Origin of the sequence: Bradyrhizobium sp. HKCCYLRH3097 (assembly GCF_051167875.1) — a bacterium.
Lineage (GTDB): Bacteria > Pseudomonadota > Alphaproteobacteria > Rhizobiales > Xanthobacteraceae > Bradyrhizobium.
On record NZ_JBNPTX010000007.1, the window covers coordinates 243,851 to 264,257 of the forward strand.

The 20,407-nt window shown below is 63.6% G+C and carries 19 protein-coding genes and 1 tRNA gene; 6 read left to right on the forward strand and 14 right to left on the reverse strand.

The features are described 5' to 3' along the window. Positions 1-5 precede the first annotated feature (5 nt). Positions 6-1,682, reverse strand: a complete 1,677-nt coding sequence (locus tag ACQR0U_RS19190; protein WP_434843923.1) for a bifunctional metallophosphatase/5'-nucleotidase — start codon at positions 1,680-1,682, stop codon at positions 6-8. Between the two features lie 107 nt (positions 1,683-1,789). Between ACQR0U_RS19190 and bla the strand changes: the two genes are divergently transcribed. After that, positions 1,790-2,677: a subclass B3 metallo-beta-lactamase gene (gene bla / locus ACQR0U_RS19195; RefSeq protein WP_315752053.1), complete on the forward strand. Its 888-nt coding sequence runs from the start codon at positions 1,790-1,792 to the stop codon at positions 2,675-2,677. Between the two features lie 12 nt (positions 2,678-2,689). On the opposite strand, the gene solA is transcribed toward bla, so the two are convergent. Together solA and ACQR0U_RS19205 are read right to left on the reverse strand one after the other, a co-directional pair. Then, complete coding sequence (solA, locus tag ACQR0U_RS19200) at positions 2,690-3,883, reverse strand: N-methyl-L-tryptophan oxidase (RefSeq protein WP_434843924.1); 1,194 nt, start codon at positions 3,881-3,883, stop codon at positions 2,690-2,692. A 21-nt stretch (positions 3,884-3,904) separates the two neighbouring features. After that, positions 3,905-4,669 carry a crotonase/enoyl-CoA hydratase family protein gene (locus ACQR0U_RS19205; protein WP_434843925.1) on the reverse strand — a complete coding sequence of 255 codons (765 nt, stop codon included), beginning with the start codon at positions 4,667-4,669 and terminating at the stop codon, positions 3,905-3,907. A gap of 455 nt (positions 4,670-5,124) precedes the next feature. Here ACQR0U_RS19205 and ACQR0U_RS19210 point away from each other — a divergent pair, with 455 nt between their 5' ends. Next, a complete protein-coding gene (locus tag ACQR0U_RS19210; protein WP_434843926.1) occupies positions 5,125-5,640 on the forward strand; it encodes a hypothetical protein in 516 nt (171 codons plus the stop codon). 33 nt (positions 5,641-5,673) lie between these two features. Here the strand turns inward: ACQR0U_RS19210 and ACQR0U_RS19215 are convergent, their stop codons facing one another. Together ACQR0U_RS19215 and ACQR0U_RS19220 are read right to left on the reverse strand one after the other, a co-directional pair. After that, positions 5,674-6,045: a hypothetical protein gene (locus ACQR0U_RS19215; RefSeq protein ID WP_434843927.1), complete on the reverse strand. Its 372-nt coding sequence runs from the start codon at positions 6,043-6,045 to the stop codon at positions 5,674-5,676. Further along, entirely contained in the window at positions 6,045-6,554 is a 510-nt protein-coding gene (locus ACQR0U_RS19220) for a hypothetical protein (RefSeq protein ID WP_316164264.1), read from the reverse strand. Before ACQR0U_RS19220 ends, ACQR0U_RS19215 begins: the two co-directional genes overlap by 1 nt. A 293-nt stretch (positions 6,555-6,847) precedes the next feature. Here ACQR0U_RS19220 and ACQR0U_RS19225 point away from each other — a divergent pair, with 293 nt between their 5' ends. Then, entirely contained in the window at positions 6,848-8,116 is a 1,269-nt protein-coding gene (locus tag ACQR0U_RS19225) for a DUF892 family protein (RefSeq protein WP_315715553.1), read from the forward strand. A gap of 337 nt (positions 8,117-8,453) precedes the next feature. Here ACQR0U_RS19225 and ACQR0U_RS19230 read toward each other — a convergent pair whose 3' ends face one another. Both ACQR0U_RS19230 and ACQR0U_RS19235 read right to left on the reverse strand, forming a co-directional pair. After that, complete coding sequence (locus ACQR0U_RS19230) at positions 8,454-8,711, reverse strand: hypothetical protein (RefSeq protein ID WP_315715554.1); 258 nt, start codon at positions 8,709-8,711, stop codon at positions 8,454-8,456. A 272-nt stretch (positions 8,712-8,983) separates the two neighbouring features. Beyond that, positions 8,984-9,352: a hypothetical protein gene (locus ACQR0U_RS19235; RefSeq protein WP_315715555.1), complete on the reverse strand. Its 369-nt coding sequence runs from the start codon at positions 9,350-9,352 to the stop codon at positions 8,984-8,986. A 270-nt stretch (positions 9,353-9,622) separates the two neighbouring features. Between ACQR0U_RS19235 and ACQR0U_RS19240 the strand changes: the two genes are divergently transcribed. Further along, a complete protein-coding gene (locus tag ACQR0U_RS19240; RefSeq protein WP_315828095.1) occupies positions 9,623-10,315 on the forward strand; it encodes a phytanoyl-CoA dioxygenase family protein in 693 nt (230 codons plus the stop codon). A 115-nt stretch (positions 10,316-10,430) separates the two neighbouring features. On the opposite strand, the gene ACQR0U_RS19245 is transcribed toward ACQR0U_RS19240, so the two are convergent. Together ACQR0U_RS19245 and ACQR0U_RS19250 are read right to left on the reverse strand one after the other, a co-directional pair. After that, positions 10,431-10,724, reverse strand: coding sequence for an HdeA/HdeB family chaperone (locus ACQR0U_RS19245; RefSeq protein ID WP_315715557.1), 294 nt, complete (start codon positions 10,722-10,724; stop codon positions 10,431-10,433). 1,044 nt (positions 10,725-11,768) lie between these two features. Continuing rightward, on the reverse strand, positions 11,769-13,547 hold the full coding sequence (locus ACQR0U_RS19250; protein WP_434843928.1) for an acyl-CoA dehydrogenase: 1,779 nt from the start codon (positions 13,545-13,547) through the stop codon (positions 11,769-11,771). A gap of 288 nt (positions 13,548-13,835) precedes the next feature. Here ACQR0U_RS19250 and ACQR0U_RS19255 point away from each other — a divergent pair. Further along, positions 13,836-13,910: transfer RNA gene (locus tag ACQR0U_RS19255), tRNA-Gln, on the forward strand. A 168-nt stretch (positions 13,911-14,078) separates the two neighbouring features. On the opposite strand, the gene ACQR0U_RS19260 is transcribed toward ACQR0U_RS19255, so the two are convergent. Beyond that, positions 14,079-14,324, reverse strand: coding sequence for a hypothetical protein (locus ACQR0U_RS19260; protein WP_434843929.1), 246 nt, complete (start codon positions 14,322-14,324; stop codon positions 14,079-14,081). Positions 14,325-14,848: 524 nt separating this feature from the next. Here ACQR0U_RS19260 and ACQR0U_RS19265 point away from each other — a divergent pair. Continuing rightward, positions 14,849-15,316: a GNAT family N-acetyltransferase gene (locus ACQR0U_RS19265; RefSeq protein ID WP_434843930.1), complete on the forward strand. Its 468-nt coding sequence runs from the start codon at positions 14,849-14,851 to the stop codon at positions 15,314-15,316. Positions 15,317-15,507: 191 nt separating this feature from the next. Here ACQR0U_RS19265 and ACQR0U_RS19270 read toward each other — a convergent pair whose 3' ends face one another. The 4 genes from ACQR0U_RS19270 to ACQR0U_RS19285 are packed head-to-tail and all read right to left on the reverse strand — an operon-like array spanning position 15,508 to position 19,904. Beyond that, positions 15,508-16,695 carry an amidohydrolase gene (locus ACQR0U_RS19270; protein ID WP_434841934.1) on the reverse strand — a complete coding sequence of 396 codons (1,188 nt, stop codon included), beginning with the start codon at positions 16,693-16,695 and terminating at the stop codon, positions 15,508-15,510. Positions 16,696-16,741: 46 nt separating this feature from the next. Further along, positions 16,742-18,193: an amidase gene (locus tag ACQR0U_RS19275; protein ID WP_316226614.1), complete on the reverse strand. Its 1,452-nt coding sequence runs from the start codon at positions 18,191-18,193 to the stop codon at positions 16,742-16,744. Further along, entirely contained in the window at positions 18,190-19,098 is a 909-nt protein-coding gene (locus ACQR0U_RS19280) for a DMT family transporter (RefSeq protein WP_434843931.1), read from the reverse strand. Before ACQR0U_RS19280 ends, ACQR0U_RS19275 begins: the two co-directional genes overlap by 4 nt. Further along, the gene (locus ACQR0U_RS19285; protein WP_316195886.1) at positions 19,095-19,904 is read right to left on the reverse strand and encodes a HalD/BesD family halogenase; all 810 of its coding nucleotides are present in this window, start codon (positions 19,902-19,904) and stop codon (positions 19,095-19,097) included. The genes ACQR0U_RS19280 and ACQR0U_RS19285 overlap by 4 nt, the downstream gene beginning before the upstream one ends. Positions 19,905-20,407: the final 503 nt, after the last annotated feature.

The window sequence follows — 20,407 nt, forward strand, 5'->3', positions numbered from 1 at the left end:
AGGCGTCACGAAGCCTTGTTGACGATACGGCCGCGCGGCGGCAGGGCCAGCGGGCTGTTGGCCTTGAGATAGGCGAACAGCGCCTCGTCGTCATAGGGTCCCGTGATCGGATCGCGGCCGCTCTTGAACGCGGTGAAGCCGTCGCCGCCGAGCGCGAGGTAGTTGTTGATGGTGACCCGGTAGGACGCGGCGGGATCGATGGCCTTGCCCTCGAGCATCATGCTGGCGGCATCGATCCGCGCGCCCGCGGACTGTTTCGCATCGAAGGCATAGGAAAAACCGCTGGAGACCTGCAGGATGCGCGGCCGCGCCGGGTCGAGCCATTGCTGCTCCAGCGCGGCCTTGATCTCGGCACCGGTCAGGGTGACCGTCATCAGCTGGTTGCGAAACGGCTGGCTCGCGAACACGTCGGCATAGGTCACCGCGCCGTCGTCGCGGCGAACGAGATCCGTCCGGATGCCGCCGGGATTGGTCATCGCGATGACCGCGCTCCCTTTGTCCGTCGCGGCTGTCGCTGCGAGCTGGGCATCGGCGATGACGTCGCCGAGCACGCTCTCGCCGGAGGCGTTCGGCAGCCGCGACAGCGTCGCGGTGAGCACGCCGGCGGGGCGATTGGCGTAGGGCGCCGCGAGCTTCTCATAGGCGTCGATCAGCGCGGTCTGCGCCGGATCCTTCGGCAGGCTGGTGTCGACGACGATGTTCGTCGCGGTGGCGCTGATCACGTCGCGCGTGGTGCGGTCGAGCTTGACGTCGATCGCCGTCACCAGCGTGCCGAACTTGTCGCCCGAGGTGACGAGCCGCTTGTCGATGGTGCAGACATAGGCCTGATGGGTGTGGCCGGAGATGACGATGTCGACCGCGCTGTCGAGCTCCTTGACGATGTCGACGATCGGCCCCGACAGCCCGGGACATTCGTTCATGCCACCGGACGGCCAGCCGCCCTCGTGGATCAGCACGACGATCGCCTGCACGCCCTTGGCCTTCAATTCCGGGATCAGCGCGTTGACGCTCTCGGCCTCGTTGCGGAAGTCGAGGCCGGCCGCGCTCGCCGGCGAGATGATGCCCGGGGTCCCTTTCAGCGTCAGCCCGATGAAGGCGACCGGGACGTCCTCGAAGGTGCGGATCTCATAGGGCGGAAACACCGTCTTGTCGGTGCCGGCGAGGAACGTCGACGCCGCGAGATAGTGGAATTTGGCACCGGTGAACGGCTGCGGCCCGCGGCAGCCGTCGGTCGGATGACAGCCGCCGTTCTGCATCCGCAGCAGCTCGGTCTTGCCCTCATCGAACTCGTGATTGCCGACCGCCGACAGCGCGAGCCCCATCTGCGACATCGATTCGATGGTCGGCTCGTCGTGGAACATCGCCGACAGGAACGGGCTCGCACCGATCAGGTCGCCGGCTGCGACGAAGATCGTGTTGGGCTGGCCGTCGGTGAGCAGCTTGACGAGGCTCGCCATGTGCTCGGCGCCGCCGGCTGGAACAACGGTGGTCTTGGTTGGATCGGCGGGATCGGCGACGCGGATGCCGGAAGAGGGCGGCTCCAGATTGCCGTGGAAGTCGTTGATGGCGAGGATGCGCAACGCTATCGGCTCGTCCTCGGCCGATGCTGGCGGGCCGACGATGCTTGCAACGGCGGCGCCGGTCAGCAGGCAGGCAAGGGCGAAGCGGGAGAGACGGCTCATGGCAGGGTCACGTGTGATGCAGGGGCCGCGGGACGAAGCGCGATTGCCCCGCCGCGGTCGCAATGACATAAAACGATTTCATAACACCAATACATCGGGAGGCCGGAATGAAAAGAATGATGCTGCTCGCGGCGACATTGTCGCTGGCCGCCGGCTCCGCTGCAGCGCAATCGCTGCCGGACCTGATGAAGCAGATGGTCGCGGCGTGGAATAAGCCGACCGAGCCGTTCAAGGTGATCGACAACGTCTACTACGTCGGCACCAATGGGCTCGCTTCCTACCTGATCACCACGCCGCAGGGCCATATCCTGATCGATACCGTGATGCCGGAATCGACCGCGCAGATCGAGGCCAGCATCGGCAAGCTCGGCTTCAAGGTCGCCGACATCAAATACATCCTCAACACCCACGCCCATATCGACCACACCGGGGGGCTGGCGCAGATCAAGCAGGAAACCGGGGCGCAGATGGTGGCGGGCGCCAAGGACGTGCCGCTGCTGGAAGGCGGCTTCTATCCGGGCCGCGAGGAGGAGCGCTATCTCGGCTTCCCGCCGGTCAAGGTCGACCGCGCCGTGCGCGAGGGCGACACCGTCACGCTCGGCGGCGTCACATTGACGGCGCATGAGACGCCGGGCCATTCGCCGGGCTGTACCAGCTGGACGACCGACGTGAAGGATGGCGACGCCACCCGCAGCCTGATCTTCTTCTGCAGCGCCACCGTGGCGCTGAACCGGCTGGTCGGCCGTCCCACCTATCCGGGCATCGTCGACGACTACAAGAAGACCTTCGCCTGGGCCAAGACCGCGCATCCCGACATCCTGCTGGCGCCGCATCCGGAGATGTACGACATGGCCGGAAAGCGGGCGAAGATCGCCGACGGCGCGCCCAACCCGTTCGTCAAGCCGGGTGAATTCAACGCCTATCTCGACAAGCTCGAGACGCAGTTCAACGACGGGCTGGCCAAGCAGACGGCGGCGCTGCAGTCCGGCAAGTAGTTGCGCCGTCCGCTATGCTGGATCGGCGACGGCCAGCCGGTCCAGCGTGAAGCCGGAGAGGTCGACGCGCGGCGTCTCGCCCCGGGCCATCGCCGCGAGCGCCTCGCCGACGGCCGGCGAATGCTTGAAGCCGTGGCCCGAGCAGGCCGAGGCGTAGATCACCTCGGCGTCACCTGGATCGTGGTCGATGACGAAGCGGCCGCCCGCCGCGTTGGTATAGAGGCAGATCTCGCTGCGCAGGCAGCGCGGGCCGAGATCCGGCACGAAGGGGCGGACATAGGTCTCGTAAACCTCGGCGATCTCGTCCGCCGTTACCGCGCGCGACACGTGGTCGGGATCGGTCTCGCCGGTCAGCACCTCGTTGGCGATCTTCACGCCGTTGTCCGGCGAGCCGAGCCAGGGGAAGCCGTAGATATCGGACGCCGCCCGCCCGCGTCCGCTGACGTCCCATATGAAGACCGGCGTGTCCGGCCCGAAGCGCTCGGGATGGGACAGGACCTCGAACCAGTACAGCACCTGCCGCGTGACATTCACACGCCGGCGCAGCGGCGCGATCAACTCGGTGATCCATGGCCCGGTGGTGACGATCAATCTGTTGGCCGACGCCGTCGTGCCGTCGTCCATGATCACGATGTGGGCGCCGGCGGCACGGCGAAACGCCGTCACGCGCCGGTCGGTCATGAGCTCCGCGCCATGCCGCGCGGCGACCGCGAGCTCGGCCCGGACGCAGTCCTCGACCATGAGATAGCCGCCCTCGCGATCGAGGAAGGCGCGATCGCCCGGCGCGATGGCGAAGGCGGGATAGTCGGCGCGTAGCCGCTCCGATGAGATGATCTCGCCGTCGACGCCGTGCTGCCGCGCCGCGGTTTCGACGTTGCTGAAGAACTGCGCGCTAGAGACGCCGTGAACCTCGCCGCCGTCCTGGCTTGGGATGAACAGGCAGCCGCATTGTTCGAACAGATGCGCGCCGGTCTCGCGCTCCAGCTCCCGCCACAGCACGTGCGAGCGCTGCGCCAGCGGCGTGTAGTCGACGCCTTCGCCGATCGCCGCGCGGGTGATGCGGGTCTCGCCATGGGTCGAGCCGAAGCGGTGCGGCGGCTGGAAGCGGTCGATGCCCAGCACGCGCGTCCCGGCCTTGGCGAGATGCAGCAGGGCGGCGCTGCCGACCGCGCCACAGCCGATCACGATGACATCAAACTGCGCCATGCGCTCCCGCAGCGGCTCCGCTCATTTCTTCTTCTTGCGCGACAGGAACGCCTTGAACGCGCCGACCGCCTCCTCGGAGGTCATGCGCTCGGCGAACAGATAGGCCTCCTGGTCGATGCGGCGGGTCAACTCGTCCGGCGCGGTGCGGATCAGCTTGCGGCCGATCGCCACCGCCTCGGCCGGCAGCCGGCAGATGTCGCGCGCCACCTTGTGCGCCTCGACCTCGGTATGCCCCGGCGCCACCACGCTGTTGACGAAGCCGGCGATCTGCGCATCCGCCGCGGTCATCGTGCGGCCCATCACCAGCATGGCGAACGCCCGCTGATAGCCCATGGTCTGCGGCATCAGCAGGCTCGAGGCGCCCTCGGGCACCAGGCCGAGATGGATGAAGGGCGTCGAGAACGTCGCCGTGGTCGAGGCCAGCACGTAGTCGCAGTGAAACAGCATCGTCGTGCCGATGCCGATCGCGACGCCGTCGACGGCGGCGATGATCGGCTTGACGTTATGCGCCAGCGAATACAGGAACTTGGTCGCTGCCGAGGTGCGCGCGGCGTCGTTGCCGGCCGACCCCGCATGCAGGAAGTCCTCGAGGTCGTTGCCGGCCGTGAACACGCCGGAGCCGCCGGTGATGATGATGCATCGCACCAGCGGATTGTTCTGCGCGGTGTCGATCGCATCGCTCATGCCGAGATACATGGCCTGGGTGATCGCGTTCTTCTTCTCCGGGCGCCTTAGCTTGATCGTCCGCGTCTCGCCCTCGTCGGTCACGATCAGATGGTCGGTCATGGGCCCCTCGCGCGTGTGCGCCGGCGGCTGCGATGCTGCCGGTCGTTTCGAGTCGTTGTTCTCGCCTCAGCCTACATCATCTGCTGAGCGCGCCAAGGGCTGAGCATGCGACGAAAACACGGGAAGGTTGCATCCCGTCGCGCGGGCAAGGCGTCATGCATTCATGGTTGATGACCGGTTTGCGGTCGCATCGGAGCAGGATGAGGTCGGGAGCCAGGCTGTGATCGTCACAGCTTGAACCCCAGGGTTGATTACATGACGAAGTTCTTTTCGGTGCGATCGCGGGCGCCAAGTGCAAGCGTGCGAAATCCTATCCCGAGGCCGACGAGCGTGGCTGCGATGTCACGCTGAAGCCGCAACGCCATCTCGGTCGCTTCCTCGTATCCGGCAATCCGCTGCTGGTCGTCACCTATGAAAGCGAATGCGAGTCGCGCGCGAACGATTTCGGCGGTTCGGTGCTGTTCGAGCAGACCGGCGCGACCTTCGTGTTTCGTGGCTTCCAGCCCGGTATGCGGGTGGACCAATGTGTGATGGCCGGCAAGAGCGACGGAGTGGATACGCTGGTCTGCCTGGTCGGCCACATGGGGCAGGGCGTTCTCGAAAGCGCCGTGGCCCGGATCGGCTTCACCGGGGGCGGCCGCGAGCCCATCACGATGTCCAACGACTTTCTGCTGAAGGCCGAGGATACGACGGAGGCTGACATGGCCAATGTCGTGACCTGCGCGGAGCCGATCAAATATTTCGACCTGTCGAAGCTGGCGCCCGGTCCGCGCCCGGGCACCGTGGTCGCCGACGTGACCTATGCCGACCGCGAGACGATCGGCACCGCGTGCGGCAAGGGCTTTCCGAAGCCGAAGGATGCGCAGGATATGCGCAAGCTCGCGCCCGGCGAAGCCTATGTTCCGGAGGACAATGCCAAGCGCGGCAGCGTCATCGTCGACGTCGCGGGCCGCACGGCGAAACTGCGCTGACCCGGCTTGCGGTCGCGCGCGGCATCCCGCGCCTCACCGCGCCCCGTCCAGGCGCGGCGGCGTGCCGGGTGCGCGCGGTGTGGCAGGTTGCGTCTGCTGCCGCACGGCCTCGCGCCGCAAGGCCTGCTCGAGCACCGCCAGCCGTGTCGCCATGCGCGTCAGCTCGTCATGCATCGAGCCCTGCACCCCCGTCATCGCGTGCTGCACCTCGCGCAGCGCGTCGCGCTGCGTCTCCGCCTTGAGCACGCGGAACTCGGCCTCGATCGAGGTCAGGCGGCTGTTCACGGTGCGGATCGCCTCGGCGATCTCCTTCTGGCCGTCTTGCAGCGCGCGCACGTGATCGACCAGCCGCAGATGGTCGGTCAGTTCCTCGACCGTCTTGCCGATATTGCTGCGGCCCCACATTACTTCACCGACCTGAGCAGCGTCCTGATCGTTGCCAGATGATCCTCGGGCGAGCCGAGCCGGGCCGAGATTACGCTCATGAATTCCTTGCGCAGCTCCGACAGCTCCTCCTCCGGTGTGATCCGCTCGACGGGGTCTTCGGTGGGCAGCCGCCGGGGCTCGACCTCGACGGGGCGCGGCGCGATGTCACGCGGCGTGACGCCGAAATAGGGGGGCCGCTCATAGACCGGGATGTGCGGCGCCTGGCGAGACGCAGTGACGCGCGCCAGAGATGGGAACTTCGGCGGCGACGTCATCGCCGGCCGCTCGATCTGGTCGATCAGCGCCGCGAGCGCGACGTCCATGTTGCTGTCGTCGGGCTCCTCGGCGAAGTGATAGGAGTAGGGTCGCGGTGCGGCCGTCATCGTGAGCGACGAGGACGCGAGCGAGGATGCGTGCGCGCGAAGTCGTCCGATGACGCGGCGAAGTCGCTCGCCGAGACCGGGTTTCTCCCTGGCTGGTGTCCGCATCAACATCTCACTCTCCAGCACCACAGCTTAGGCGAGCAGGGAAAAGCTTAGCAAGGGCCGCGGCCCAACTGCCAACAGGATGTCGTCGCAAAGTCACCGCATTTTAAGCCGGCCGCATGGATCGCAGCGGGGGGCCGTATTGGGTTCGCGCGGATTGCTCAGTGTGGCTCAGCGTGCATATGGCGCCAATCTAGCTCCCACTGACGGGCAGGTTCCGGCACGGAGGTAAGGAACAACCATGTACCCGCGCCGTTCGGACAATGCGTCCCCCCGCAAACGTCCGAGGCCTCCCCATGTATCACCACGTCAAGAAGCTGATGTTCACCGTCCGTGTCGACGAGCCAGATCCGCGCTTCGGCAACATGCTGCTCGAGCAGTTCGGCGGCGCCAACGGCGAACTCGCCGCGGCCATGCAGTACTCGATCCAGGGCCTGAATTGCGAGGATCCCGACCGCAAGGATCTGTTGATGGATATCGGCACCGAGGAGCTGAGCCATCTCGAGGTGGTCGGCACGCTCGCCCGCATGCATCTGAAGCCCGCCAAGTTCGACCGCGAGGCCGCCGAGGCCGATCCGCTGATTGCGATCGCCGGCGGCGGTGGCGTCAACCTGTTCAACTCGCAGGGAAATCCGTGGACCGCCGATTATCTCAAGATCACCGGCGAGCTCGACGTCGACCTGCGCAGCAACATCGCCGCGGAAGCGCGCGCCAAGATCGTCTATGAGCGGCTGATCAATTTCACCGACGATGCCGGGACCAAGGACGCGCTGCAATTCCTGATGACGCGCGAGATCACCCACATGAAGGCGTTCGCGCTGGCGCTGGAGAGCATGGGCAAGCCCGCCTTCAGCATCGGCCGCCTCGCGCCGACGCCGGGCCTGGTCGATCAGTTCTTCAACGATTCCACCGGCGCCGGGGACCACGGCGAGATCGACACCCGGGGCCCTTGGAACGAGGGCGGCGACTGGGTGTTCACGGAATCGCCGGCGATCCAGGCCGGCGAGCCCGGAGCAGCCTCGGCGATTGTCACCGAAAGCTCGCCGCCGGCCGACGAATCCGGCCTCAGCGATCTCCTCATGGACGAGCTGCGCGACATCCTGCACGCCGAGAAGCAGCTCACAAAGGCGCTTCCGAAGATGGCGGAGGCCGCGCGCTTCGACCAGTTGAGCGAATTGTTCGAGCAGCATCTGGCCGAGACGGAAGCGCAGATCGAGCGCATCAACGAGTGCTTCGAGCTCCTTGGGAAGACGCCGCGCGCAAAACCCTGCAAGGGCATGATGGGCCTCATCGAGGAAGGCCAGGAGATCATGACCCAGAGCGAGGACAAGGAGGATGCCGCCGCCGACCTCGCGCTGATCGGCGCCGCGCAGCGGGTCGAGCATTACGAGATCTCCGGCTACACCACCGCGCGCAACCTCGCCCAGCAGCTCCGCCACAGTGCCGTCGTCGCGCTGCTGTCGAAGTCGCTGGCCGAGGAGGAGAACGCCGACCAGCTCCTCAACCAGGTCGCCCGCTCGCTGATGTCGGTGGCGAAGATGCCGGCGGCGATCGAGCAGGCGTGAGGAGGGCGTAGTCGTAGGCGGATGAGCGCAGCGTCATCCGCCGCCTTCCAAATCAAGACGGCGGGTTACGCCTGCGGCTAACCTGCCCCAAGAGTCTCAACTCTCTCCCAGTCGTCATTCCGGGGCATTCGCGCGCAAACGGCGCAGCCGTTTGAAGCAGCGTGAATGAGCCCGGAATCCATAACCACAGGCCTCAGTTTGAGGCGAGCACGCGCCACATGCCGCTCGCACCTCACCACCATCGTGAGTATGGATTCCGGGCTCGCCCTGCGGGCGCCCCGGAATGACGGTGGAGGGAGCGATGACAACAACGAGCAAGCCAATATGGGCTGCCGTCTCACTCCGTATAGCTGTGCGACCGCTCCGCCCGGCGGAAGTGAACCGGCGACAGGCAGCGCCGGGCCCGGCTGATCTGGGCGTCGGTGGCGCCCCGGCTGCGCGCATACATCTCGGCCACCTCGGCGGTATATTTCTCGACGTAGTAGCGAACCTCGGAGCACGACATCCGCGTCTCCGGACCTGCTTCGTTGGCCGCCTGCAACTCGGACCCCATCGCCAGCACCAGCACTCCCGCGCCGATCACGCTTCGCAACATCGTCGTCTCCCCATTGTCGTAGCCGCCTGCCAGCAGGCGTGACTCGGCGCGCCGGGGCAAATTAACAATGGGCCGCGCATGACATCGCGCGCGGACTGTTGCTTCACGGCGTCACCGCGACGCGTGCGTCGCAGCGCGTTTTGCTGTTGTAATGCTCGTCCAGTTCCTCATTCGGAACCGGCGCGTTCGGATGCGACGCTCGCGATCGGCGCCACGCCATCGCTCGGCGCGACCCACAGCTCGTAGGACGGCGCGGGGATTCCGAACGAGCCTCAGGCCGTCACGCCTTGGCTCGACGCAGCCGTGCTGCTGGCTGCGCCATTGGTCGCGCCCTGCGCATTGTAGGTCTGCGCGTTGTTGCCGCTTCCGTTCGAGGCAGCGGCAGTCTTGGTCACCTCGGTCGAGCCGTCGGAATAGGTGATCGTCGTCGTGGTGATCCCGTCGAGGGTGATCGAGACCTCGCTGACCACGGTCTTGCCCGACGATGAGCCGCCGCTGCCGGAAGAACTTTCAGACGTGGCGCTGGCGGAGCTGGTGGCCGAGGACGACGACGTCTGAGACGTGGACGAGGTGGATTGCGTGGCGGTGCTTGCCTGGGACGCGGTGGCCGCGACGGGCGTTGTGACAGAGCTGATCGACATGGGACTCTCGCGTGAAGAAGGAAGCCGGGCCGCGCGGTGGACGTTCGGCCCGCTTCTTCAACGCAACTGCCGCCCGAAACTGGCGGCGCCAGTTGCGTCTGATTATGTCCGGACGCCGCCGTCCTGATGCCGGACCAAGACCGAAGCTTGACGCCGGTGGCCCCATCGCGCTCGCATCTCATGTCCATCGTGGGCATGGATTGCGAACTCGGCGGCGGGAAAGAAGAGCGATTGCCAAGCTCCCGCGGCGCACTCTAGTCTCCTGCGCGCATGACCTTCGCGCTCTCTTCCCAGCAGAAATCGCAGTTCACCGACGCCGGCGCGCTGCACGTCACGACGGCACTCGATGCGTCCGCTTTGCACGCTCTCGCCGCCGCGCTGTCCCGCCACGCACCGGCGCAGGCCGGCACCCGGCTGCACGGTGTTGCCGCGCTGACGCCGTTGCTCGCCAATGACGGTCCGGTCGGCCGCGCCGCCGCCGCCGTTCTCGGCGATGCCGCGCGCCCGGTGCGCGCCGTCTATTTCGACAAGACGCCGCAGATGAATTGGGCGGTCCCGTGGCATCAGGACCGGACCATCGTAGTGCGCGAGCGCATCGAGCTCTCGGGTTTCGGTCCCTGGACCACCAAGGGCGGCCTGCAGCACGTCGCGCCGCCTTACGAGGTGCTGGCGCGGATGGTCACCTTGCGTGTCCACCTCGACGCCGTGCCCGACGGCAACGCCCCGCTCCTGATTGCGCCAGGCTCACACTGCCTCGGCCGCATCCCGGAAGCCGATGTGCCGATCGTCGTCGCGCGGTGCGGCACCGTCGCGTGCCACGCCGAGCCGGGCGACATCTGGCTGTATGCAACACCGATCCTGCACGCCTCGGAACTATCCGTGCAGCCCGGCCATCGCCGCGTGCTGCAAGTCGATTTTGCCGCGGATGAACTGCCGGGCAGACTGGAATGGCTCGGCATTTGAGACAACGGAGGAGGGCGGATGAGCGGAGCGTCATCCGCCCTTGGCGGCGCGGTGGAAAGGCGGGTCACACTAACACCAACCCGCCCTACGCGACACGGATGGTGCGCGTCGCCGGTTACTTGCCGAGGATCTTCTCGGCCGCCGTCACGATGCTGACCGTCGGATGCTCGGCGCAGTACGCGCCGAACTTCTTGGCGTTCGCGATGAACTCCTCGGTGTCGAACAGCGCTTCGTCCTGATCGCCCTTGTACCAGCCGTCCAGCCAGATCAGCACCATCTTGATGGTGTCGTCGCCGCTTTCGACGAACTGCTTGCAGCTCATGGTCGACAGATCGAGGACGACCGCCGACGCCGGCGCAGATGACAGCAGGAGGGCGACGGCAAATAGTGGGGCAACGAGCGATTTCATATGTCTTCTCCGAACGGGCATGATCAAAAACGATGAACTATGCAGAGGCTCACCAATCCCTTCGCGAAGCGGCGCGAATTCCGTGATCACGATCGCGACGGGAGCGGTGGCCGGAACTGTCCGTACCGCGCGGAGAAAGTCAAGCATGAGCGGGAGAGCCGCAGGGTGCATCGAGCCTTTCCAGCTCCGAGGTCTGAATTGGGAGCCTCGGCGGGCGCGCGTGCCCGTCGGGCAAATCACGTTAACCCGAAATGATCGTGTCAAGGTTTGCTGAAAAACATAAATCGCTTTGTCGTTTCCCCAAATCAGCATTATGGTCCGCCCATCCCGTTGCACGGTAGGGGACGGTTCGCGGTCGTCACGGACGTTGGCAGCGGGATGCGGTGGACGCGGGCGGGCGCAGTGCTGTTGGCACGGACGAACGGCTGCTCGCGGACGGTCAAGGCGTGTGGTTCTGATACTCCGACGCTAGTATCAAGCGTAATGCGCGAAAGCGCATTGCGCGACATGGTGGCCAGAAAGCCCGGTGCACCAGGAAGAGCGCGCTATAGCCTGTTAAAACCATCGCGCGGGGAAGGCCGGATCTGTCCGGCTGTACCTGTGGTGACTGCCGCCTGCGTTTTTTCTGCAGGCGGGCCACGGGCCTCAGCCGAGGTCCGGCCTTCCTCGCGCCCTCCACTCGGTGAGGGCGGGAATTTAGCTCATAGCTCGGGCGCGGAGCGCGTCGCGAGAGCGCGGATGCTCATGCCGAGCTACGCTCCGAGCTGATCGTGACATGCTGTTTGAGATTGTGGATCACACGATGCTACATGGCCGGTGCTCACCCTCCCCTGGAGGGGGAGGGTCGATCGCGCGCGAAGCGGGCGAGCGGGGTGGGGTGATGTCTCCACCGGCACGGGTGCGTGTGGAGACATCACCCCACCCCGCCTCACGTTTCGCTGCGCTCCTCGTGAGGCGACCCTCCCCCTCCAGGGGAGGGTGGGAGCCCGGTGATCAGCCATGATGTAAGGACGTCAAAGCTGCGCTGTCACGACCGAGTCGAACTCACGCCACCAGCACGGCCTCGGCGCCGAGCACCGCATCGGCGCCGTCGGTGACGGTCTTTTCCAGGGACGGCGCCTGCACGGCAAACGTCTCGGCGAAGAACCGTGCCAGCGCCACATGACGGGCGCCGACGGTCTCGCTCTCGCTGCGCGCGGCCAGCGCCTCGTTGGCCAGCATGCAGCCGCCGAGCGCCGAGCCGAACAGGCGCAGATAGGGCGTGGCGCCGGCGAGGGCGTCGTTCGGGGCTGTCGCCAGCTTCTCCAGCAGCCAGCGGCTGGAGCGGTCGAGCGCGGCCAGCGCCTCGCGCAGCTTGGCGCCGGTGGTGCCGAAGGCCGGATCGTTCGAGGTCTCGACGCGGCGGACGATGTCGGTGAGCTCGTCGAGCAGCTTGAACACCGAGGCGCCGCCGTTCGCACCCAGTTTGCGCGTGACGAGGTCGATCGCCTGGATGCCGTTGGTGCCCTCGTAGATCGCGGTGATGCGGGCGTCGCGATAGTGCTGCGCGGCGCCGGTCTCCTCGATGAAGCCCATGCCGCCATGGATCTGCACGCCGAGATAGGCGACCTCGTTGCCGATGTCGGTGGAGAACGCCTTGGCGATCGGCGTCAGCAGCGCGCCGCGCGCGGCCGCCTCGGCGCGCGCGGCGGGATCCTTGGCGCGCACGGCGACGTCGAGCGCCACGGCGGTCGCGTAGCAGATCGAGCGCGACGCAGCGGTCAGGACGCGCATCTGCATCAGCATGCGCTTGACGTCGGGATGGGCGATGATCGCGTCCGAGCCGGTGCCTTTGCTGCCGACGGCGCGGCCTTGGCGGCGGTCCTGCGCGTAGGCGAGCGCCTGCTGATAGGCGCGATCGGCGACGCCGACGCCTTCGAGGCCGACTCCGAGCCGCGCCTGGTTCATCATCGTGAACATGCAGCGCATGCCGGCGTTTTCTTCGCCGATGAGATAGCCGATGGCGCCGCCATTGTCGCCCATCGTCATGGTGCAGGTCGGCGAGGCGTGCATGCCGAGCTTGTGCTCGACGCCGGTGGCGTAGATGTCGTTGCGGGCGCCGAGCGAGCCGTCGGCATTGACGAGGAATTTCGGGATCAGGAACAGCGAGATGCCCTTGGTGCCAGCCGGCGCATCCGGCAGCCGCGCGAGCACGAAATGCACGATGTTGTCGGTCATGTCGTGGTCGCCATAGGTGATGAAGATCTTGGCTCCGGTGATGCGGTAGCTGCCGTCCGCGGCCCGCTCGGCGCGGGTACGCAAGGCGCCGACGTCGGAGCCGGCCTGCGGCTCGGTCAGTTGCATCGTGCCGGTCCATTCGCCGGAGATCAGCTTGCCGAGATAGATGTCCTTCAGCTCCTTGCTGCCATGGGCGTCGAGCGCCTCGATGGCCGACAAGGTCAGCAGCGGGCACAGGCCGAAGGCGACGTTGGCCGCGCTCCAGATCTCGGTGCAGGCGGCGTTGATGGCCAGCGGCAGGCCCTGGCCGCCATGCGCCTCGGGGCCGGACACCGCGTTCCAGCCGGCCTCGGTCCAGCGCTTGTAGGCATCCGGCCAGCCCGGCGCGGTGGTGACCTTCTTGTCGGCGAGCTTGACGCCGTTCCTGTCGCCGATCTGGTTGAGCGGGGCGAGCACGTCGGTGGCGAACTTGCCGGCTTCCTCGAGCACGGCGGCGGTGATGTCGGGGTCGAAATCGCCGTAATGGCCGGCCTCGACCGCCGCCTTCAGCCCGGCGCCATGGTTGAGGGCGAGCAGCATGTCGTTGAGCGGGGCGCGATAGGTCATGGCGTGTCCTCGGGGTCGAAATTGGCCGGTTTGGCCGCCGTCATCCCATGAAACCGGCCGGGTCTCAACTTTTTCGCAAGCCGTTGCGGCGGGCGGCCGCGGCGGACCCGGCGGGACACGGTAAAGGCTTGTTCAGATTGACGAATCGGCGAGCGCGGCGGATCACCCGGAGCCCGCGCAAATTTCCTGCGGCGCAGCGGTTGAAATGGGCGGGCGCGCTCTGTAGACCACGGGCGCCGATCCGGAATCGCATGGCGCCCGCGCGCCATGCCGATCCGCCGGGCCTGATGGGGCGTAGCCAAGCGGTAAGGCAGCGGATTTTGATTCCGCCATTCGGAGGTTCGATCCCTCCCGCCCCAGCCAGATTTCCGGAGCCCAGTCGGTATCTTACATTTCACGATCTTGTTGTTCTGAAATTCGCCAGGCGCCGCATTCCGAAACTCTGTTTGCGTTGTGTTCGCCAAAACGTGAGCTCGTCGTTTGCGTGTTGCCGCAAGGATGCGCGGAGCTGTGCGCTTGGCGTAGCCGGCGTTACTCCGGGCCAAGGATTCGGGAATCCTTGGCGAATTCGGCCGGGTACAGTCGATGAACCACGCGCCATGCCTTGCGGCACAGGCCAACGAATTTCTCGCCGCGCCGAAAGAGTGTGCTCTCGCCCGCGTCATCCCTGATGAACATTTCGTAGAGCTTATCAGCGGCACGCGGGGTGATACTCTTGATCGGCAAGCACCCGATGCGCTCGCCTCCTTTGTTGCGCACGTCGCAGATGGCTTGCATGCTGTGCTCGTAGACCGGTCGCGAGCGCTTCGAGACCTTTTCGAGACATGCCTTTGTCTGCCTATATTCGCGGAAAAGCCAATCAACCGAGCCGACGCGCGCTACAGAAGCCTTTGGATTGGGGATGCCCATTCGATTTTGGCATCGGCATCACTCCACGTCTCGTCGTTGTCAGAATCACTGTCATTCGAAGGCAGCCGATCATTGGCACAATCAAGCTCTCCGACGTTCCATGCTCTTCGGCGAGCGCCAATGAGTGCGGGCTTCGGCATACTTCCTGCCTGCACCATCTGGTCGAAGACGTTGAGGGAAGCGCAGATGCAAGCGGCTATGGCCTCACGGGTGATGAGCCGGGGCTTGAGCGATGACGAGAGAGACGTCCGCCTTGGCTCGGCGAGATCTTGGTAACAGAGCCTAGATTCTTCGTGCCCGTTCTATCTTTTTCGGCGTAGTTCGCTATCCTTGTTACGACATGAAAGATATCATCGTCATACATCGATGTGCGTGCAATGGAGTTGCTGGAGATGAACAAGCAGCGTGGAGGCGTCGAGATCGCGAAGGGAAATCCCTTTCACGCAGATGTCGTCCGTATGCTCAGAGACGCAGACGAATATTATGCGTCGCTTTACCCGCAAGAAAGCAACCACTTGATCGATGTGAATGAGTTGTCGAAGGACGATACTCTATTCTTCGTCGCTCAGATCAACGACAGGGTGATTGGCTGCACGGCCCTCGTCTTGTCACCTGACTATGGTGAGTTGAAACGCATGTATGTAGATCCTGCCTATAGGGGGCTGGGGGTCGCGCAAGATCTGCTGGATACGATCGTGCAGGCCTCGCGAGGGGCAGGGCTATCTTGTGTTCGTTTGGAAACCGGATACTTGCAGCATTCCGCGATAGCATTGTATCGAAAGAACGGCTTCTTCGAAATTCCGCCGTTCGGCGGTTACGGCATCGACCCGCTGAGCATATTCATGCAGCGCGACCTTTAGCAACCTGCTGAATGTCCCACAGGCATCTGCCTGCACTTTGGTGCCGATGTTGGACTCTGTCATTGTCTTGGTCGTTGCGCGGTATTCGCTCTTCTGCGCGGCGGCCGCAGGTGGCCTATTGAGGTCAAGCTCGAACAGGATTTGAATCGGAGAGAAGGGCATTAGAACCCTGTCTTTCCATTTGAGGAGCATCAAGTGGACGCCAGTTCCCTAAGGGCTATGCGCTTCAACAGCAACGCGGCACGCTCGATATTGCGATCGTCGAAATCATATGAGGGGCTGTGCAGGCTGGCAGCGCTGTCCGTCCCCTGACCAATCAAGCAATACGCCCCCGGGACCTTTTGTAGAAAGAACGAAAAGTCCTCTCCGGCCATGCTCGGACGAACGTTGCTCAGGATGTCGTCTTGATCAAGCAAGATGTCTGCAACGCCGGTCACGAGAGCAGCGCGGTCCGCATGATTGATCGTGGCTGGATAGAGCTTTTTGTAGGTCACCAATCCCGTCAAATCATGGGCATCGCAGACGTGGTCCACGATATCTCGGATCTTCTTCTCAATAGTCGATTGAACGTCCGTACAATATGTACGAACCGTGCCGACACAGTCGACCCGATCGGGAATCATGCTGCCCTTGAGAGGGCTTCCGCCGTGAATGCCTCCGATAGATATGACGGCAGCCTCCCCGGGATCCACATAGCGCGATACGACGTTTTGCAGCATCGAGATGATGTTTGCGGTGGCAACGATCGGATCCCTCGTCTGGTGGGGAATTCCGCCATGGCCACCCGCTCCAAGGACGGAGATTTCGATCCGGTCCGCCGCGGCCATCACCGCCCCGCTATTGATGGCGATCTTTCCGATTGGAAGCCACGGCGCATTATGAATTGCATAGATCGAGCTGAGCGGGAATCTCTCAAGCAATCCATCTTCGATCATCGCTTTTGCACCCGCTCCCCCCTCCTCAGCGGGCTGAAAGATGCAACATACGGTTCCGGAAAACTCACGGTTCGCTGAAAGCTCTCGTGCGGTGGCGAGCAGAATGGCCATGTGGCCGTCGTGACCACACGCATGCATGCAGCCGCTGTTCTGCGACTGCCAAGCAAGACCCGTCTGCTCCGTCAATTCCAGGCCGTCCAACTCTGCCCTCAACCCCACATACTTTCTGGGGCCAGTCCCTTTGATGCCGCGAATGATGCCGACCACGCCGGTTCCGCCGATCCCGGTTTGTATCTCGTCGGCACCGAGCGCTTGCAGACACTCCACAACCATCGCCGACGTCTTGAGCTCCTTGTACCCTAACTCCGGAATCGAATGCAGCGCCCTGCGGATGCGTATCGCTTGATCGAGAGTGCCTGGCTGCAGTGCGTCACGCAATGACATATCATCTCCTTCGTCTCGAAGCGGGCGTCCTCGTCGCTGCGACCCGCTACGCCAGCCTCTGGATGTTCTCGGACAAGGCCATTGCCTCCGACCTTCCACGAACAGGAGCGAGTTGGTGAAACGACAGCATGTCCTCCAGGGCGGCCGCACAGGAAATGACGTCGTGGTCGCCATTTGTCGGCCCGATCACCTGTAGTCCTACTGGAAGACCCGACCGCGTCACACCGCAAGGCAGCGACAACGCAGGAAGACCGGCCACGGCCGCAACGTAGGTCAACGCTGTCCAGTCGAAATAGCCATCGAATACATGGCCTGCACATTCAACTACGGTCGGCTGATCGATCGGATGAGCCGGCACGATTGTCGACGGACATATCAAGAGATCATATGTTTCGAAGAAATCAGCCACATGCTGCACGATGCGAACCCGCGCCTGTTCGGCTTCAAGCATCTGGTCGATCGTCAGCTGCAGCCCCTCGGTCACGTTCTCCCTGATATCGGTTGATCTCACCAGCGTACCCTGCTTCCTCAGGACGCTACCAAGGCTGCACGCCAATACGTAAGCACGCATCACTCGAAAACATCGCTGGACACCATCTAGATTCGGAGACGCCTGATCCACGACGACGCCATTGGCCTGAAGTCGCGCCGCGGCATTTTGCACGATGCAAGCGACTTCGGGGTCCACAGGGCCGATGTTCAGATCAGCGGAGAAGGCGACTCGCTTCGGCAACTTCTGGACTTCAGCCGCGCTGGCAAACGACCGCAATGGACGTGGTTTGGAAAGCAGATCCCTGTGGGTCTCGCCCGACATGGCGTCAAGGAACATTGCAAGATCGACGACGTTTCGTGCCATGGGGCCTTGGACCGCTAGCGTCTGATCAACGGATGCGCGGTTAGCCATCGCGACCCGCCCCGGCGACGGCCTCATCCCAACAACGCCACAAAAGCTCGCGGGAATGCGCAAGGATCCCCCCATGTCAGAGCCATGAGCAAGCCACGTCATATTCAACGCCAGAGCAGCAGCCGAACCGGAAGATGATCCCCCCGGCGAATATTTGACGTTCCACGGGTTCAAACACGGGTCAAAGACCGGATTCAGAGAATTGAATCCAACGCCGAGTTCAGGGACGTTGGATTTTCCAAATACAAGTCCCCCTTCATCCTCGATGTGCTGGACGACCGCATCAGTGAAGGCTGGAACATGATCGCTATATATGAGAGATCCGGCCGTCGATCGAACCCCGGACACTTTCTGAAGGTCCTTGATGACCAGCGGCAGGCCAGACAGTTGGCCGCGCTCGTCGCGAGGCTTCTGCATCAATTTTGATGCACGATCATGCGCCCTATCGAAGCAGAGCGTCGGCAGGGCGTTGACGGTCGAGTTGACCTCGCCGACGCGCTGTTCCACGGCATCAAGGCAATCATGCGGAGTCACGTCGCCGCGTCTAAGCAGGGACACGATCTCAACAGCCGAATAGTCGAGCAAGGCGTTCATCGCTGGTGTGCCCCTTCGAAGATGAGTAAAGCGGTGCCCGCCACGGCCGTGATTGCGCCCAGGAGCGAACTTGCATTCGGTCTCTCACCCCGCGTAAGCCAGAGCAGAAGCAGGAGCACCAGCGGCGTCGAGGACGCGTATGTCATCGATATTGCGATTTTTCCGCTCGTGATCGCCAGCATAAGAAGCGTCAGGCCGCCGCACATTCCAACGAGCGCACTCACAACGATCTTGGCGTAAACGGTGGCTGAGCTGGCGTCTGTCCTGATGTCGTCGCTGCGGGTCCGGCCCATGATGACAAACAATAGGGACGCTGCGCAAAACCGTATTGTCGTCGCCATGATGGGCGACGTTCCCGCCGTTACGACGGGAGTCGAAATCAGCGTGCCGATCGCCTGGCATCCGGCTGCAAGAACCGCCAATGCGACGCCCGTGTTCTGACGTTCGGCGTTGAGATGTCCATTCAGGGGAGCGCCGGCGCCTCCTCTGAAGGCAATGACGATCAACGCCCCAGTCAGTACAAGAAGAATACCAACTCCTGCCTCTATCGTGGTCCTCTTGTGATAGATGGCAGCCTCCAGCACGGCGCCGATAACGACGTTGGATGAGAATATGATGCTGGTCTTCTTCGGCCCAATTTTGCTGATTGCGGCAATGAGAGACAGGTCGCCGATCACAATTCCGATGAGGCTCGATGCCGCGAGCGTCAGCGCGTCCGCGACACTCACGCGAAGCGGAACATCGGCGATGAGCAGAACTGGAAGCATGAAAAAAGACGCGAAGATCATTCGCGTCTTCGTGAACTCGAAAACACCTGTGGTGCGACTGACGTCAGCGGCAATGAGGCTACTGATCGCCAGGCACGCAGCGGTTCCAAGCCCGGCAACTTCGACGCCGACCGTCATCCGACGTTAGCCGTCTCGACTGTTGCGTCATCAGACCTGGTATCGTCTGGATAGATGTCTTCCATCGAGTTGTGCGTTATGGAATCCGACACCATGTCTTCCGGCGACGCAAACGTCAGGACCACAACGGTTCTCTTGGTAGATCCCGTCAGGGGCGCCACACGATGCAGTGTCGTATTCGCCTTCATAAAATAGCAATGTCCGCTGTTGACGTAGAGAGACCGAACGACGTTGTCTTGCAGGACCCGCCGGAGATATGGCTCAGTGGAGCCTTTCTGCCATTCGACGTTCGAGAGGTACTCGACGCGTCCCCCGAGGAGCGGATCTGGAGCCTCAATGACAAAAATGAGGGCATAGGCATAATCGTCCCAATGCCATCCATGGGTGTCGCCAGGCTCGCACTGGCTGTTGATGATATACTCCTCGGGTCGGTAAGGAACCCGTTCGATGTTCTCACCGGCGAGCTTCCGGAGGAAGGAGAGAACCGCGTCGCTATTGAAGATGGCCGGAATAATCCCGTCATGTTGACAAATAGCGTCGCGCCCGACGCTACTGTAGGCTCTTGGTGTATTGCCGCTTTCCTTGATGGTCAGCTTTCGCCGCTTCGACTCCCGGTCGAGCAGGATATTCGCTTCGCTGGTGAGCGCTTCGACCATATCCTTCGGAAGAAGCTGATCGATGACCGCGACGTGGTTGCTCCTGAACGTTTGTGACAGCTGATCGATGGCGCCTTGCGACAGGCCGCCAATGTGACTGGCGAGGCGCAGCTCGGTGTCTGTGGACGTGCAGTTTGCTGACAGATTCATTGCAACCTCAATTTCGCTGCTGAAAGAGCCAGGGCGGATCCCCCGCCCGAGGACGTGCGGCTATGCATCGCGCGCGTCGCGACTGCCTCCGTCGTTCTGTACGGTGCCTGTGGGCCATGGAAGTATCGATACCGTATTTTTCGGATATAGCCGCCCGCGTTGGTCATCGGTAGCTATGGACGACAGGGCATTGGGCTCGCTCTGCTTCGCGTTGAAGGTGACAAATCACGAAGGACGGCGTCGGTGAGCGAGAGACAAGCAGGATGCGGCGCGATATTGCGAATGTTCGACGCGGCTCCTTGGCGTTCAGTATCGTGTCGCGAAATTAATGAGTGCGTCTTCGACGGACATCCTCCCTACGTCACGCCACCTGTTCGGCGTTCATCGTCGGTGCCGTTCGCCGCGGCGCTGCTTGCCTGCTAATCACCGTGTCATCCACCGCTGCTCGGAGCTCTCTCTCAAGCCACCTCGACTTCACCGACGATGTGTTCGCTCAGTAGAGT

Coding starts and splice junctions, on each gene's coding strand:
- ACQR0U_RS19190 (WP_434843923.1), bottom strand. CDS start 1,682: ATGAGCCGTCTCTCCCGCTTCGCCCTTGCCTGCCTGCTGACCGGCGCC.
- bla (WP_315752053.1), top strand. CDS start 1,790: ATGAAAAGAATGATGCTGCTCGCGGCGACATTGTCGCTGGCCGCCGGC.
- solA (WP_434843924.1), bottom strand. CDS start 3,883: ATGGCGCAGTTTGATGTCATCGTGATCGGCTGTGGCGCGGTCGGCAGC.
- ACQR0U_RS19205 (WP_434843925.1), bottom strand. CDS start 4,669: ATGACCGACCATCTGATCGTGACCGACGAGGGCGAGACGCGGACGATC.
- ACQR0U_RS19215 (WP_434843927.1), bottom strand. CDS start 6,045: ATGTGGGGCCGCAGCAATATCGGCAAGACGGTCGAGGAACTGACCGAC.
- ACQR0U_RS19220 (WP_316164264.1), bottom strand. CDS start 6,554: ATGCGGACACCAGCCAGGGAGAAACCCGGTCTCGGCGAGCGACTTCGC.
- ACQR0U_RS19225 (WP_315715553.1), top strand. CDS start 6,848: ATGTATCACCACGTCAAGAAGCTGATGTTCACCGTCCGTGTCGACGAG.
- ACQR0U_RS19230 (WP_315715554.1), bottom strand. CDS start 8,711: ATGTTGCGAAGCGTGATCGGCGCGGGAGTGCTGGTGCTGGCGATGGGG.
- ACQR0U_RS19235 (WP_315715555.1), bottom strand. CDS start 9,352: ATGTCGATCAGCTCTGTCACAACGCCCGTCGCGGCCACCGCGTCCCAG.
- ACQR0U_RS19240 (WP_315828095.1), top strand. CDS start 9,623: ATGACCTTCGCGCTCTCTTCCCAGCAGAAATCGCAGTTCACCGACGCC.
- ACQR0U_RS19245 (WP_315715557.1), bottom strand. CDS start 10,724: ATGAAATCGCTCGTTGCCCCACTATTTGCCGTCGCCCTCCTGCTGTCA.
- ACQR0U_RS19250 (WP_434843928.1), bottom strand. CDS start 13,547: ATGACCTATCGCGCCCCGCTCAACGACATGCTGCTCGCCCTCAACCAT.
- ACQR0U_RS19260 (WP_434843929.1), bottom strand. CDS start 14,324: ATGCAAGCCATCTGCGACGTGCGCAACAAAGGAGGCGAGCGCATCGGG.
- ACQR0U_RS19265 (WP_434843930.1), top strand. CDS start 14,849: ATGAACAAGCAGCGTGGAGGCGTCGAGATCGCGAAGGGAAATCCCTTT.
- ACQR0U_RS19270 (WP_434841934.1), bottom strand. CDS start 16,695: ATGTCATTGCGTGACGCACTGCAGCCAGGCACTCTCGATCAAGCGATA.
- ACQR0U_RS19275 (WP_316226614.1), bottom strand. CDS start 18,193: ATGAACGCCTTGCTCGACTATTCGGCTGTTGAGATCGTGTCCCTGCTT.
- ACQR0U_RS19280 (WP_434843931.1), bottom strand. CDS start 19,098: ATGACGGTCGGCGTCGAAGTTGCCGGGCTTGGAACCGCTGCGTGCCTG.
- ACQR0U_RS19285 (WP_316195886.1), bottom strand. CDS start 19,904: ATGAATCTGTCAGCAAACTGCACGTCCACAGACACCGAGCTGCGCCTC.